14 protein-coding genes are annotated in these 13602 nt (G+C 65.6%); 6 read left to right on the top strand and 8 right to left on the bottom strand.

Annotated features, from left to right (window positions below; translation table 11 throughout):
• Positions 1–4 precede the first annotated feature (4 nt).
• Positions 5–1159, top strand: a complete 1155-nt coding sequence (locus H3V53_RS05690) for an ABC transporter permease (protein WP_336597115.1) — start codon at positions 5–7, stop codon at positions 1157–1159.
• 71 nt (positions 1160–1230) lie between these two features.
• Positions 1231–2397 carry an ABC transporter permease gene (locus H3V53_RS05695; RefSeq protein ID WP_336597116.1) on the top strand — a complete coding sequence of 389 codons (1167 nt, stop codon included), beginning with the start codon at positions 1231–1233 and terminating at the stop codon, positions 2395–2397.
• Positions 2398–2430: 33 nt separating this feature from the next.
• Here the strand turns inward: H3V53_RS05695 and H3V53_RS05700 are convergent, their stop codons facing one another.
• Complete coding sequence (locus H3V53_RS05700) at positions 2431–2868, bottom strand: YciI family protein (RefSeq protein WP_336597117.1); 438 nt, start codon at positions 2866–2868, stop codon at positions 2431–2433.
• A gap of 96 nt (positions 2869–2964) precedes the next feature.
• Positions 2965–3981, bottom strand: a complete 1017-nt coding sequence (locus tag H3V53_RS05705; RefSeq protein WP_336597118.1) for a LysR family transcriptional regulator — start codon at positions 3979–3981, stop codon at positions 2965–2967.
• A 101-nt stretch (positions 3982–4082) separates the two neighbouring features.
• On the opposite strand from H3V53_RS05705, the gene H3V53_RS05710 reads away from it, so the two are divergent.
• Positions 4083–5504 (top strand): aldehyde dehydrogenase family protein, encoded by a 1422-nt coding sequence (locus tag H3V53_RS05710; RefSeq protein ID WP_336597119.1) that lies wholly within the window; start codon positions 4083–4085, stop codon positions 5502–5504.
• Positions 5505–5625: 121 nt separating this feature from the next.
• On the opposite strand, the gene H3V53_RS05715 is transcribed toward H3V53_RS05710, so the two are convergent.
• The 4 genes from H3V53_RS05715 to H3V53_RS05730 all read right to left on the bottom strand — a co-directional run bounded on the left by H3V53_RS05715 (position 5626) and on the right by H3V53_RS05730 (position 7063).
• Complete coding sequence (locus H3V53_RS05715) at positions 5626–5772, bottom strand: hypothetical protein (RefSeq protein ID WP_336597120.1); 147 nt, start codon at positions 5770–5772, stop codon at positions 5626–5628.
• Between the two features lie 109 nt (positions 5773–5881).
• Complete coding sequence (locus H3V53_RS05720; RefSeq protein WP_336597121.1) at positions 5882–6235, bottom strand: gamma-glutamylcyclotransferase family protein; 354 nt, start codon at positions 6233–6235, stop codon at positions 5882–5884.
• A 97-nt stretch (positions 6236–6332) separates the two neighbouring features.
• Positions 6333–6902, bottom strand: coding sequence for a lysozyme inhibitor LprI family protein (locus H3V53_RS05725; protein ID WP_336597122.1), 570 nt, complete (start codon positions 6900–6902; stop codon positions 6333–6335).
• Between the two features lie 14 nt (positions 6903–6916).
• A complete protein-coding gene (locus tag H3V53_RS05730; protein ID WP_336597123.1) occupies positions 6917–7063 on the bottom strand; it encodes a hypothetical protein in 147 nt (48 codons plus the stop codon).
• 238 nt (positions 7064–7301) lie between these two features.
• Here H3V53_RS05730 and H3V53_RS05735 point away from each other — a divergent pair, with 238 nt between their 5' ends.
• Both H3V53_RS05735 and H3V53_RS05740 read left to right on the top strand, forming a co-directional pair.
• Positions 7302–7790, top strand: coding sequence for a GNAT family N-acetyltransferase (locus tag H3V53_RS05735; RefSeq protein WP_336597124.1), 489 nt, complete (start codon positions 7302–7304; stop codon positions 7788–7790).
• 255 nt (positions 7791–8045) lie between these two features.
• Positions 8046–10388 (top strand): bifunctional diguanylate cyclase/phosphodiesterase, encoded by a 2343-nt coding sequence (locus H3V53_RS05740; protein ID WP_336597125.1) that lies wholly within the window; start codon positions 8046–8048, stop codon positions 10386–10388.
• 10 nt (positions 10389–10398) lie between these two features.
• Here the strand turns inward: H3V53_RS05740 and mnmH are convergent, their stop codons facing one another.
• Complete coding sequence (gene mnmH / locus H3V53_RS05745) at positions 10399–11445, bottom strand: tRNA 2-selenouridine(34) synthase MnmH (RefSeq protein ID WP_336597126.1); 1047 nt, start codon at positions 11443–11445, stop codon at positions 10399–10401.
• 248 nt (positions 11446–11693) lie between these two features.
• Here mnmH and H3V53_RS05750 point away from each other — a divergent pair, with 248 nt between their 5' ends.
• Positions 11694–12323, top strand: coding sequence for a CBS domain-containing protein (locus H3V53_RS05750; protein ID WP_336597127.1), 630 nt, complete (start codon positions 11694–11696; stop codon positions 12321–12323).
• A 9-nt stretch (positions 12324–12332) separates the two neighbouring features.
• On the opposite strand, the gene cobA is transcribed toward H3V53_RS05750, so the two are convergent.
• Positions 12333–13094 (bottom strand): uroporphyrinogen-III C-methyltransferase, encoded by a 762-nt coding sequence (cobA, locus tag H3V53_RS05755; RefSeq protein WP_336597128.1) that lies wholly within the window; start codon positions 13092–13094, stop codon positions 12333–12335.
• Positions 13095–13602: the final 508 nt, after the last annotated feature.

A 13602-nucleotide genomic window follows, 5' to 3' on the forward strand; every position in this document is an offset into this window, starting at 1 on the left:
CGCCATGTACCTGCTGAAGCTCATCACGCGCAACGCGCTGCGCCACAAGCTGCGCACGGCGCTGACGGTATTCGGCCTGATGATCGCCGTGCTCGCGTTCGGGCTGCTGCATACGGTGGTCGACGCGTGGTACGCGGGCGCGGCGGCCGCGTCGAACGCGCGGCTCGTCACGCGCAATGCCATCTCGCTCGCGTTTCCGTTGCCGCTTTCGTACGAGAACCGCATTCGCGGCGTGGACGGCGTGACGATGGTCGCACGGTCGAGCTGGTTCGGCGGCATTTATCGCGAGCCGAAAAACTTCTTCGCGCAATTCGCGGTGTCGGACAACTATCTCGACCTCTACCCCGAATTCATCTTGCCCGCGCAGCAACGCGCCGATTACGAACGCGACCGAAAAGGCTGCCTGATCGGCCGGCAACTGGCGAACGCGTTCGGCTTCACGGTCGGCGATGTGATTCCCATCAAGGGCACGATTTATCCGGGCACGTGGGAATTCGTCGTGCGCGGCATCCTCGACGGCAAGGACGAATCGACGATCACGCGCCAGCTGATTTTTCATTGGGACTATCTGAACGAAAGCGTGCGCAAGATGCCGGGGCGGCGCGCGGACCAGGTCGGCGTATACGTGGTCGGCATTGCGAATCCCGACGACGCCGCGTCCGTCTCGCGCAACATCGACAACGTGTTCAAGAACTCGCTCGCCGAGACGCTGACGGAAACCGAACAGGCGTTCCAGCTCGGCTTCGTCGCGATGTCGAACCAGATCATCGCCGCCATCGAACTGGTGTCGTACGTGGTGATCGTCATCATCATGGCCGTGATGGCGAACGCAATGGCGATGAGCGCGCGCGAGCGCACCGTCGAATACGCGACGCTCAAGGCGCTCGGCTTCGGGCCGGGCTTTCTCGGGCTGCTGATGTTCGGCGAGTCGCTGACGATCTGCGCCGTCGGCGGCGCGCTCGGCATGCTCGCGACGCCGCCCGCCGCGCGCTTTTTCAAGCAGGCGACGGGCGGCGTGTTCCCGGTGTTCGCCGTGTCGCACGATACGCTGGTGCAGCAGGCGGCCTGCGCGCTCGTCGTTGGGCTGGCCGCCGCGATCATTCCCGCGATGCAGGCTGCGCGCGTGCGGATCGTCGAAGGCCTGCGAGCCATCGGCTAGCGCAGTGGACAAAGACGGCGGACAAAGACAGCGGACAAGCACAGCGGACAAGCACAGCAGGCAAACTCATCGTGGCCATTCCTCTCTCGTACATCGCCCGCAACCTGTGGACACGCCGTCTGACCACGGCGCTCACGGCGGGCGGCCTCGCGCTCGTGGTGTTCGTGTTCGCGACGGTGCTGATGCTCGACGCGGGGCTGAAGAAAACGCTCGTATCGACGGGCGAACAGGACAACGTCGTGGTGATTCGCAAGGGCGCGGAAACGGAAGTGCAGAGCGCGATCGACCGTGCGCAGGCCAACGTGATCGAAACGCATCCCGTCGTCGCGATGGGCGGCGACGGCCGGCGCATGGCGTCGAAGGAATCCGTCGTGCTGATTTCGCTCGCCAAGCGCAGCTCGGGCAAGCCGTCGAACGTCGTGATCCGCGGCGTGTCGCCTGCGGGCATGAGCTTGCGGCCACAAGTGAAGCTCGCGTCCGGGCGCATGTTCAGCCCGGGCTCGTCGGAAATCGTGGTGGGCAGCAGCGTCGCGAAAGGTTTCAGCGGCACGCAACTCGGCGAGCATCTGCATTTCGCCCAGCGAGACTGGACCGTGGTCGGCACGTTCGACGCCGGCGGCAGCGGCTTCGACTCGGAAATCTGGGGCGACGTCGATCAGCTGATGCAGTCGTTCAGGCGCAGCAGCTATTCGTCGATGGTGGTGCGGCTCGCGCAGCCCGACCAGTTCGAGCGCTTCAGGAGCGACATCGACGTCGACCCGCGTCTCGCCGACGAAGCCAAGCGCGAGCAGACGTTCTACAGCGACCAGTCGAAGGCGCTGTCCACGTTCCTCAATATTCTCGGCTTCACGCTGTCGATGATCTTTTCGATTGCCGCGATGATCGGCGCAATGATCACGATGTATGCGTCGGTGGCCAATCGCGTAGCGGAAATCGGCACGCTGCGCGCGCTCGGCTTTCAGCGCGCGAACGTGCTGGCGGCATTCCTGATCGAGGCGATGCTGCTTGGGCTCGTCGGCGGGCTGGCGGGCCTTGGCTGCGCGGCGTTCATGCAGTTCGCGTCGTTTTCGACGACCAACTTCCAGACCTTCGCGGACCTGTCGTTCCGCTTCATCCTGACGCCCGCGATCGTCGCGAAGACACTCGCGTTTTCGATGACGATGGGGCTGGTAGGTGGTTTTCTGCCCGCCATGCGCGCGGCGCGCATGAATATCGTCGACGCGCTGCGTACGCGCTGAGCCCTGACTGGGCGCGGCGCAGCGCGGTAGCGCTTACTTCGACTTGTTCGCCTGTTGCGCGATTTCCGCGCGCAGGCGTTCTTCCTGCTCGCGCGCTTCGGGGGTGAATTCATCGCCGAAGTCTTCCGGCGAGAACACCTGGCGAATTTCGATTTCCGAGTCGCTTTCCATCGGATTCGGGCAGCGCCGCACCCATTCGACCGCTTCCTCCATCGACTTCACTTCCCACAGCCAGAAGCCAGCGATCAGTTCTTTCGTCTCAGCGAACGGACCGTCGATCACCGTGCGCTGCGCGCCCGAAAAACGCACCCGCTTGCCTTTCGAACTCGGATGCAGGCCTTCGCCCGCCTGCATGATGCCCGCCTTGACCAGTTCTTCGTTGTAGTTGCCCATCGCCGTCAGCAGTGCTTCCGTCGGCATCTTGCCCGCTTCCGATTCGGCCGTCGCTTTCACGATCACCATCACTCGCATCGTCTTTCTCCTTGAACGAAGTTTTTGAATCCGCACGCTCGCGGCGGCGCTTTCTCTGATACGACGGTTGGCGGCGGCGCAAATCGACATGCGTTGTCAGCTTTTTTTCATGTCCTTTGCCGTTGCGCCCGATCTTACGGTTTTCGGCTTTCGCGCGGAAGGCGCCGCACGGGACGCCGGCCGCGTCTTCGGGGCGGGCTGCCGGACGGGATCGGCGCGCTGCAGGTCCGCCCATTCGCGGATCGTCTCGATCAGCGCGCGCAAGCCGGCGGGCACGTGCCGGCGCCCCGGATAGTAGAGGCACAGGCCGTCGAGCGGCGGCAGCCAGTCGTCGAGCACGCGCACGAGCGTACCCGCGGCGAGATCGGCGGCGAGCGTCCACTCGGTCAGGTAGGTGAGACCGAGCCCGGCGCGCGCGGCGGCCAGCATCAGGCCCGGCTCGTCGAGCGTCAGCGCGCCCTTGCCGTCGATCCGCACCGTTTCGCCGTGCCGCTCGAATTCCCACTGATAGATCGCGCCGCTCGGCATGCGCGTGCGGATGCAGCGGTGCTGGTTCAGATCGGCGGGCGTGCGCGGCGGCGCGTGCCGCGCGAAATACGCCGGGCTGCCGACCACGCAGAAGCGCTGCTTGTCGCCGAACGGCACGGCGATCATGTCCTGCGGCACCGTGTCGGCGAGACGAATGCCCGCATCGAACCCTTCGACGACGATATCGATCAGCCTGCCTTCCGTGACGATGTCGAGCTTCATCTCCGGATAGCGTTGCAGGAACGCGATGAACACGGGCATGGCCTGATGCGCGGCGCCCACCGACGTGTTGATGCGCAGCGTGCCGCTCGGCGTGTCGCGGAAGCTGCCCGCCTGTTCGAGCGCGACGCGGATACTCGACAGCGCGGGCGCCACGCTGTCGACGAACTGCGCGCCCGCTTCCGACAGCGACACGCTGCGCGTCGTCCGATTAAAGAGCCGCACGCCGATGCGCGCCTCCAGCGCCGCCACGCTATGGCTCAACGCCGACGTCGACACACCCAGCTCGTTCGCGGCGGCACGAAAGCTGCGATGCCGCGCGACGGCCAGTACGGCTTCGAGTTCGGCGAGACCGGTCGTTTTCATTGTCCTGATTTGCTCAATAGGTCATGTCCGATTGTACGGCTAGTCGATTCAATCGCACGCCGCTATCTTATGGCAACGCAAGCTTTTGACGGGACATGCAGATGCAGATCATCGACACCATCTATATCGACGGCGCGTTCGTCACGCCACATGGCGACGAAATGTTCGACCTCTTCAATCCGGCGACGGAGCGCGTGATCGGCCGCGTGCGTCTCGCCGACGCGAAGGATGCGCGGGACGCCATCGCCGCTGCGAAGCGCGCCTTTCCGGCGTTTTCGCGCACTAGCCAGCGCGCGCGCATCGACATGCTCAAGCGCATGCATGCCGCTGTGGTTGCGAAAGAGGACGAGCTGTACGAGGCGATCGTCGAGGAATACGGCGCGCCCGTGTCGCGCGGGCGCTGGATGGCGCAGCACGCGAGCAGCGTGCTGATCGAAGCGGCGAAAGTGCTGGAGGACTACGCGTTCACGCGGCGCGCCGGCACGGCGGAAGTCGTGATGCAGCCGCTCGGCGTCGCGGGGCTGATCACGCCGTGGAATAGCGACGCCGGCTTCATCTGCGGCAAGCTCGCGGCCGCTCTGGCGGCGGGCTGCACGGCCGTCGTCAAGCCGAGCGAGATGAGCGCGATCCAGACGCATATCGTCACGCAGGCGCTGCACTCGGCGGACTTGCCGCCCGGCGCGTTCAACATCGTGACGGGGCGCGGCGAATCGGTCGGCGCGCAGATCAGCTCGCATCCGGATGTCGCGAAGTTGTCGTTCACCGGTTCGACGGCCGTCGGCAAGACCATTTTGCGTACGGGCGCCGATACGTTGAAGCGCGTGACGCTGGAACTGGGCGGCAAGTCGCCCGTCGTCGTACTCGACGATGCCGACTTCGCGCAGGTCGTGCCCCTAGCGATCCAGGCGGGCTTCATGAACAGCGGCCAGGCTTGCATCGCGGGCACGCGTATTCTGGTGCCGCGCGCGCGGCTCGCCGAATTCGAAGCGCTCGTGCGCGACGAAGTGGCGCGCGCGCAATCAGGCGACCCGCGTGATCCGCGCACGACCATCGGTCCGATGGTCAGCCAGAAGCAGTGGGAGCGCGTGCAGCGCTATATCCGCATCGGCATCGACGAGGGCGCGCGTCTGATCGCGGGCGGCGAAGGGCGTCCCGACGGTCTCGGCGCAGGCTGGTTCGTGCGCCCGACCGTGTTCAGCGACGTCACCAACGACATGACGATCGCGCGCGACGAAATCTTCGGCCCGGTGCTGTCGATCATCGCGTACAGCGACACGGAAGAAGCGATCTCGATTGCCAACGACACGAACTACGGCTTGCAGGCGTACGTGTTCTCGCAGGACGCGAAGCGTGCGCGCGATGTGGCGGCGCGGATCGACGCGGGCCGCGTGCTCGTCAACACGCTCGCGCATGAACCGGCGGCGCCGTTCGGCGGATTCAAGCAGTCGGGCATCGGGCGCGAGTATGGCACGTACGGGCTCGAAGCGTATCTGGAGCCGAAAGCGGTGCTCGGCGTGCTGTAACGCGCGAGACGCTGCGTTGAAGGCTGCGGTGAATGCCTCGATGAGGACCTCGATGCGCTCGGCAAGCAGCCTGCGCTGGCCGCTGCGCCCGCGAAGCGTTGCAGCGGCATCGCGGCTCGCGTCACACCATCAGCGAAATCATTCCGCCGATCGTCAGGCCCGGCGCAGCCGGTTGCGTGGTTTGCGCCGTTGCTTCGCCGGACACGCAAGCGTGCTGCTTAGGCTGCGGCGACGCCGCCGTCGTTCCATATCCGACACTGCTTACCATTGCACGCCTCCTTCAGTCGCAAGTTCTCGTTGCACTGACGACACCAACGTCTCGTTGCACGCGCAACTTGAGCGTTGGTAAGGCGCGGTAAGCCGACAGCGCAGGTCTTTTATGCGGCGATGTAGACCCACGCATCGATGCCCGATTTCAACGTGACGCGCACGCGCTTGTAGTCGGACACTTCGTACTCGTCGGCGGCGGCGAGCTCCTGTTCGGTGATCTCGAAGACGGTGCCCGCGACTTCATCGGCGGCATTCACGCTCGGGCGCACCACAGGGTGATGCGTCTTGCCGCTCAACTCGACGACTTTCGGATCTTCGATGGCAAGCAGCGTCTGCGCATAGCCCGGGAGCGCGTCGGGGCGGCCCGTGAGTTCGCGGCCGAAGCTCGCGAGCTGCACGTTGCGATCCTGCAGCGTGCCGTAGGAAAACAGCTGGACGATGCGGGCGTTGGGCGTGTTCACGTGAGCGCTCCTCGAATCGAAAGACGAAAACGGGAGTGTAGCGCCGCGAGTCGTTGGGTATTGCGGATCGCTCGGCAGCGCGTTTCGTATCGCTTTCCTATTGCGAAGCGCTGCCCTGTTGCGGCCGTCCCTCGATCATCGCGACGCCGCAGAACCAGTTGTCCGCGTCAGCGTCGCGGGATCGCCATGCCGTGCGCTTTTCGAGCACGTTGTGGCATTGCACGGGCGGCACGAGGTCTTGCGTCGTGGCCGTGCATTGCCGGATGTCACGGGCAGACGAAGCGTGCACGTCCCGTCGCGCTGGCTTGATCGCCGGCCTCACGGCGGGCTCGGACGCTGCGGCGAGATCGGCGTCGCCGGGCCGCGCGCGTTCGCCGTCTTGCGCGGACTGGTGCAACTGCTCGCGGATCTCTTCGATGCGCGTCGCGTACCAGTCGGCGAGACACGCGATGTCCGTGCAATTCGCTTCGCGCCACGCCCACTTGCTGTCGCTGTCGCGCCGGTACGCGCGCCCGTCGGCGGCCTGGCGCTGCGCGAGCCTGAACAGGTTGCCGAGTTCGTCGTCGGCTCGCGAGAGGGCGACATCGCGGCAGATCAGCGTTTCCGCCGTCGAATGCGCTTTCGCGCAATTGAAGCTGGCGGCGAGCGCATAACGGTTGAGCTTCATCGGCAGGCGCGAGGCTAGTGACACACGACGACGCAGGTGACGGCGCCGATGCCCGCCGCCGCGCCGGCCAGACCGCCGAGCATGAAGGTTTGCAGCGACGTCGCGCATCCCTGCAGGGACAGCGCGGCGGCGAGCACGATGGAAACGGTGGTAAAGCGCATGAGCCCCTCGATGCAGATAGTCTCGAGCTGCGAGCATAGGCGGCGCATGCCGATGCATTCGGGGGAGCAGCGGGCGATAAATCCGGTTGCTTGCGAGAAATTGCCCACGCGTCAGGAAAGGGACGACATGGAGAAGACACAGGCCGGCAAGCATCACAAACGTTCAAGACCTCGCGCTGCCGCGGGAGATACGCTGCCTGCCATACGGTCGATCCGGATATTTCAGCGCGAGGACGATATGTCGACTTCACTCCATCGGACGAAGCCTCACATTCGCGAGGCCGTGTTCCCCGGCGATACGGCGCGTCTCGTCGAGATCATCCGCGAATACGTGCGGTGGCTCGACATGGACTTGTCGTATCGAGGCTTCGAAGCGGAAATGCAAGCCTTCGAGCAGACCTTCACGCTGCCTTCGGGCATGTTCATCGTCGCCGAAGACGAGGGACGGTTCGCGGGCTGTGTGGGCCTGCTGCGTCATTCGGACGAGGTCGCGGAAGTAAAGCGCCTGTACGTGCGGCCGGACTGGCGCGGTCTTGGGCTTGGCGAGCAGCTGATCGGCGCCATGATCCTCAACGCGAAAGCGCTGGGCTATGAGCGGCTCGTGCTGGATTCCGTGCCTCGAACGGCGTTCGCGCAGCGGCTGTATGAGCGTCTCGGTTTCATCGATACGGCTGCGTATTACGCGAATCCCGTTGCCGGAACGCGCTTTCTCGCACGCGTGCTATGAGACGCAAGCGGCGCGCGTTGGGACTCTCTTCCGTGCGGCGCCCATCACCCCATCAAAAAAATAAAAGGGTTGTGCGCAACACACGCCCGTCCGATGCAATCCACGCCGCGCAATCGGCACGGCGTGAGCGCAAATGTCAAATCACGCCGCGGCGCAATCCGAACGTCCGTGCGCGTGATTTGATCTGAAGTATTAACCTCAGGCTTTTGCTGCCGTTATACATCGGCAGAGTGACGTGAACTGGCCTGGGTCAACATGTTTTCCTTTTTGACGGAACAAACGTCCGACGCCGGATTTAGAAACCGGTTTCACCGACGTTCGCTGGAGCATCAGCGCCCCCTTTCAACCGTGACGATGGCGTTTACCGTCGTCGCCTTCATTGCGTTCGCAAGCGCGCGCAGCCTCGCTGCGGGCAGCGCCGTGCCGCTCGCGTGGCGGCTCGCGTGTGCCGCCGGCCTTGCGCTGCTCGTGGTCGCGATTCCACGCGCGAAGAGCACGTGGATATTCGGCAGCATCGGCGTGGCGTACACGCTCGTCCTGCTCGCGGGCATCGCGTTGACGGTTGCCGGGCTCGACGAGCCGTTGCTGTGGGCACTGCCCGCGATCGTGGTGATCCCCGTCTGCGCCGCGCCGCTGTGGCTGACGCCCGCGCATTTCGGCATCGGCACGGCGCTCTTCTACGCGGCGGGCACGCCCTTCCTGCTGGGTCTGCCGCATCCGCGCGGCGATGCGGACGCCGTGTGCTGGATGTGGGTGCTGATCGCGGTGCCCACAGCAGCCGTGTTTCATTTCGGCTTTTACGGGTTCAGGCGCCATCATTTCCTGCTCGAAGAGCGGCTCGCGCGTCTTGCCGCCACCGATCCCCTGACAGGGTTGCAAAACCGCCGCGCCTTTCTGGAACAGGCGGCGTTGCGTCTGTCGAAGCTCGGTCGCGGCAGCAAGACGAGCGCCATCTTTCTCGACATCGACTACTTCAAGTCGCTGAACGACCAGTTCGGGCATGGTGTCGGCGATCAGGCGCTGGCGGACGTCGCGCGCGTGCTGAAGGATGTGACGTCGTCCGGCGATATCGTGAGCCGGATCGGCGGCGAGGAGTTCGCGCTGCTGCACGACGCCGGCTTGCGCGCGGCGGCGCAACTGGCCGAAACGCTGCGCGAGGCGATCGGCCGGATCGCGCGGCCCGACGGGCAGTTGAGCGCGAGCTTCGGCGTTGCCGAGTACCGGCCGGGCGAGAGCGTGATGGCGCTGCTCGACCGCGCCGACGAGGCGCTGCTGCGCGCCAAGTATTCCGGCCGCAACCGCGTCTGCGCGGAGCGCGCGACGTTCGTCGACTCCGTGCGCCCCACGTGGGACGACCAGCGTGCGGACGACGCACCCTTGCATCCGCTGCGCCAGCAATGGGACGATTTCTGGCTGACCTCGCATTTCCAGCCGCTTTACAGCCTGTCGCATCAGAAGCAGGTGGGCTTCGAGGCGCTGCTGCGCGGCGAGCGCGAAGACGGCGAACAGGTGCCGCCCGCCGTGCTGTTCTCGCCGAAGCCGTTCACCGATCAGGGCGAGCTGGACCGCGTGAGCCACGCGCTGCACGTGCGCAACGCGCGCCGCCTGATAACGGACGGCGCATGGGTGTTCCTCAACATTCTGCCGGCGACCTTCGTCGCCGAAGGCTACCCCGACCAGCTCGCGACGATTGCGCGCGCGGCGGGTCTCGAGCCGGAGCGCGTGGTGCTCGAACTGCTGGAATCGCATGGCGGCAGCGTCGACGAGTTGTCGCGCGCGGCGAGCGAGTATCGCAACCACGGCTTCCTGATCGCCGTCGACGACTTCGGCGCGGGCCACTCAAATCTCGACCGGCTTTTGCGCATCCGCCCCGACCTCGTGAAGCTCGACGGCGAGCTGATCCGCGCGAAAAGCGCCGGCGCGGATCAGCCGATCCTGCCGAAGCTGGTGTCGCTGCTGCATCAGGCGGGCATGCTCGTGGTCGTGGAGGGCGTCGAAACAACGGAGCAGCTGATTCTCGCGGTCGAATCGAATGTCGACTTTGCGCAGGGTTACCTGCTGGGGCGTCCGTCCGCCTCCGTCACGCCGCCCGACGCCGTGCACCGGCGCATCGACCACGCCTTCGACGTGATCGCGCAAGGGCGCGCGCATCAGCACGCGATGTTCGAATCGGAAGTCGGTCCGTACCGGCAGGCGCTCGATGCCGGCGTCGACGCGTGGCTCAAGGGCATGCCGCTCAACGACGCGTTCTACGATCTCGCGCAGCTGGAGTTGTGCATCAGCTGTTTCGTCCTCGACGACACAGGCCGGCAGATCGGGCATGAAGTGCCGGGCAAGGCGTCCGCGATCGACGGCGCGTCGCTGCATCCCGTGGCGAACCCGCGCGATGCGCGCTGGGACCATCGGCCGTATTTCCGCAATGCCGTGCTGCGGCCCGGCGTGCCCATCACGAGCAGCCCGTATTTGTCGCTGGCGAGCGGCCGGCCGTGCATCGCGGTGACGGTCGCGCTGCAATCGGGCGAGGGGCGCTGCGTGGTCGGCGCGGAACTGGACTGGTCATTGCAGCGCCTGCCGTGGCCGACGGCGGAGCACTGGTAAAGCGCAGGGGCTATCGCAACTGGTTCAGCAGCGCGCGCGCCTGCTCGTCGAGATCGGCTTGCGTGGGCCGCAGCGCGAAGCGCAGCGACTCCGGCAACTGCGCGAAATGCTTGCGCGTGCTGCGCGCGTAAGCGGGGTCGTAGTGCAGATCGATCAACTGCTCGAACAGCTCGGTGCGGCGGTCCTCGTCGATCATGCGCTGCCATTCGCCGATTCTCGCGTGCCCATGCAGCTCGACGAGCTTCGCGAGCAGGGACTTGAACTGCGTAGGGTTGTCGAACAGATGCGCGTAGTCCTGCAACAGCAGGCGGATGCGCTCGTCGCGCTGCGTTTCCACCGTGACGCAGGTGCCGCGATGAATCTGCTGCGTCAACGAAAGCGGCAACGAAATGGCGCCGATGCGCCGGCTCTCGGCTTCGACGAACACGGGCTGCTGCGGATCGAAACCGCGTAACGCGCCCACGAGCGAAGTGTCGAATGCTTTCTGCGAAGGCTGCGGCGCGCCGGGCAGCGTGCCGAGAATGGAGCCGCGATGCGCGGCGAGCGCTTCCAGGTCGAGCGTTTGGGCGTGCGCGTGCGCGAGCGCGTTCAGCAAACGCGTCTTGCCGCTGCCCGTATGGCCCGCGAGCACGATGTAGCTGAATTGCTGCGGCAGTGTTTCGAGCAGATCGACGACGTTGCGTCGATAGCTTTTGTAGCCGCCGTCCAGTTGCCGCGCGCGCCAGCCGATCAGATTCAGCCAGGTCGTCATCGAACCGGAGCGCTTGCCGCCGCGCCAGCAATAAACCAGCGGCCGCCAGTTGCGCGGCCGGTCCGCAAAGGTCGTTTCCAGGTGCGCGGCAATGTTGCGCGACACCATGGCGGCGCCGACGCGCGTCGCCTCGAAAGGCGACACCTGCTTGTACATCGTGCCGATGACCACGCGCTCCTCGTTGGACAGCACGGGCGCGTTGAGCGCGCCGGGAATGTGGTCTTCGGCGAATTCGAGCGGCGTGCGGACGTCGACGATTTCATCGAATTCCGCGATCTGGTCGAGCGGGGCGAGAAGCGATTTCAAGGGCAGAAGCAAAAGGCCGTCGCGGCGCGACGTAATGCGCGATTATCGCATGCTGGACTTTTTGCCCTCGCAGCGCCGCGACTGCCGTCGCCCGGCAATATCTCACGTTATGATGTAAAGTGACGTTGTGATAGCGCAAGCCGAACGCAGGCGAAAAGCAGGCAATATGCGGGCAATAAGCGAGCCGAAAGCGCTGGGCGCTGCATTGGTAATCAGGTGAACGGTCGAACGTCACCGCGGAGGCGAACATGTCGATCTCGTCGGTTTTGCACTGGTGTTTCGGGAGCCAGCGGCAACGCATCGGACCCGAGCATGGCAGCGGCGACGCTGCGGCGCACGAGCCGCACGCGGCCGCATATGACGAATATGAGGGACATGAGGCACACGACAGGCGGCGCGCGCTGCTAGACGAACTGCGCAGGCAAGCGTTTCTGCACGACCTGATGCAGCTGCGATGCGCCGACGTGATGCGCAAGCCGCCCGTCACGGTGTCCGTCGATACGACGATCGGCGGCGCGCTGCGAGTGCTCGACGCCCGTCATATCAAGCTGCTGCCCGTGGTCGACGCCGAAGGGCGCCTCAAAGGCGTCGTCACGCACGTCGATCTGCAGCCGCTCGAGGAAGTCCTGCCTTTTCTGAAGCTCGCCTCCGACGTCACCGTGCCCGAAGAAGAACGGCGCGAGCGGCCCGTCACGACGGTGATGTCGGCCCACGTTCACTACGTCGAAGCGGACACGCCGCTGACAGACGTCATTCCGCTCTTCGCGAAGAACGGGCACCATCATCTGCCCGTTGTCGAAGCGGGCGGGCGCGTCATCGGCATGCTGACGCAGGCCGATATCGTGAAGATCATGTGCGGCCTGCCGGGCGCCGCATGAGCTAACGGATCACGCGCGCATTCTTCGTACCGGCTCGCTGCGCGCCGCCTCGTTCGCCACGCTTTCGCCGATAGCGTTTCCAATCAGGATCACGGCCGGGCTCGCGATCTGCGCCTGTGCCGCGCGCGCCGCGATGTCGCCGAGCGTCGCGCAGACGCGCTTCTCGCGCGCCGTGCCCGCCCATTGCACGACGGCGGCGGGCGTGTCGGGCGCCAGCGTGTGGCGCAACGCGCCGCTGATGCTGTCGATGCGGCTCGCGCCCATGTAGATCGCGAGCGTCATGCCCGTCGCCGCCAGCGCCCCCCAGTCGGGCTCGGTGCCGTCGCGCAGATGCGCCGTCACGAAGATCACACCCTGGCAATGGTCGCGATGCGTGAGCGACACGCCAAGCCCCGCCGCCGCCGCGAAACCCGACGAGATGCCATTGACGATATCGACGGCGATCCCTGCCTGCGCGAGTTCCGCGATTTCTTCGCCGGCGCGGCCGAACAGCAGCGCCTCGCCGCCCTTGACGCGCACGACGTGCCTGCCTTGCAGCGCATAGCGGCGCATCAGCCGCTGGATGAAGGCCTGCGGCGTCGATTTGCAGCCGCCGCGCTTGCCGACCCTGATGACGCGCGCGTGCGGCGCCTTCAATGTGACGATCTCGTCGTCGACGAGGTCGTCGATCAGCAGCACGTCGGCGGCGGCAATGGCCTTCGCTGCCCTGAAGGTCAACAGATCGAGGTCGCCCGGTCCTGCGCTGACGAGTGTCACTTTGCCCTTGTTCATCCTGTTCTCCATCGCGTGCCCGGCATGCATGCGCGCGCCAATGCAAAACGGCGTCCCGCTCGTGCATGCACGAAGGGGGACGCCGCTGTCCGGTTCAATCCTGTCTGTTCATGTCGCGGGCAGTCGATGTCGCATGCCCGGATTCGATTCGATGCCGGCGCCTTTGCCGGCGAAACGCGTAGTTGCAAGAACGAGGCCAGACGCTTCGTTCGACGCGCCGCCTGTTCGCACCGAACGCGAGTGTGCTTGCCGCGTGGGGCGACGATGTGCCTGGGTTGTCATGTGAACGATCGATGCGTGCCGATCGGCGGCGCACTCGCGTAGTGCTGCGACGCACCACGAGCGTGCCGCGAGGCATCAAGATCGTTCACGCGCCGATGCATGCGGCTGGGCGCGATCCACGGGCTCAAGCGGTGGCGGCCGGTCGCTGAACGCCGGAAGTGGCATACAGCTTGCATGTCGGACGCCGCGGCATCGACGATGAGCCGCGCCGCAGCTGGCTTTGCAG

Source organism: Paraburkholderia bengalensis, assembly GCF_037126505.1.
GTDB lineage: Bacteria > Pseudomonadota > Gammaproteobacteria > Burkholderiales > Burkholderiaceae > Paraburkholderia > Paraburkholderia bengalensis.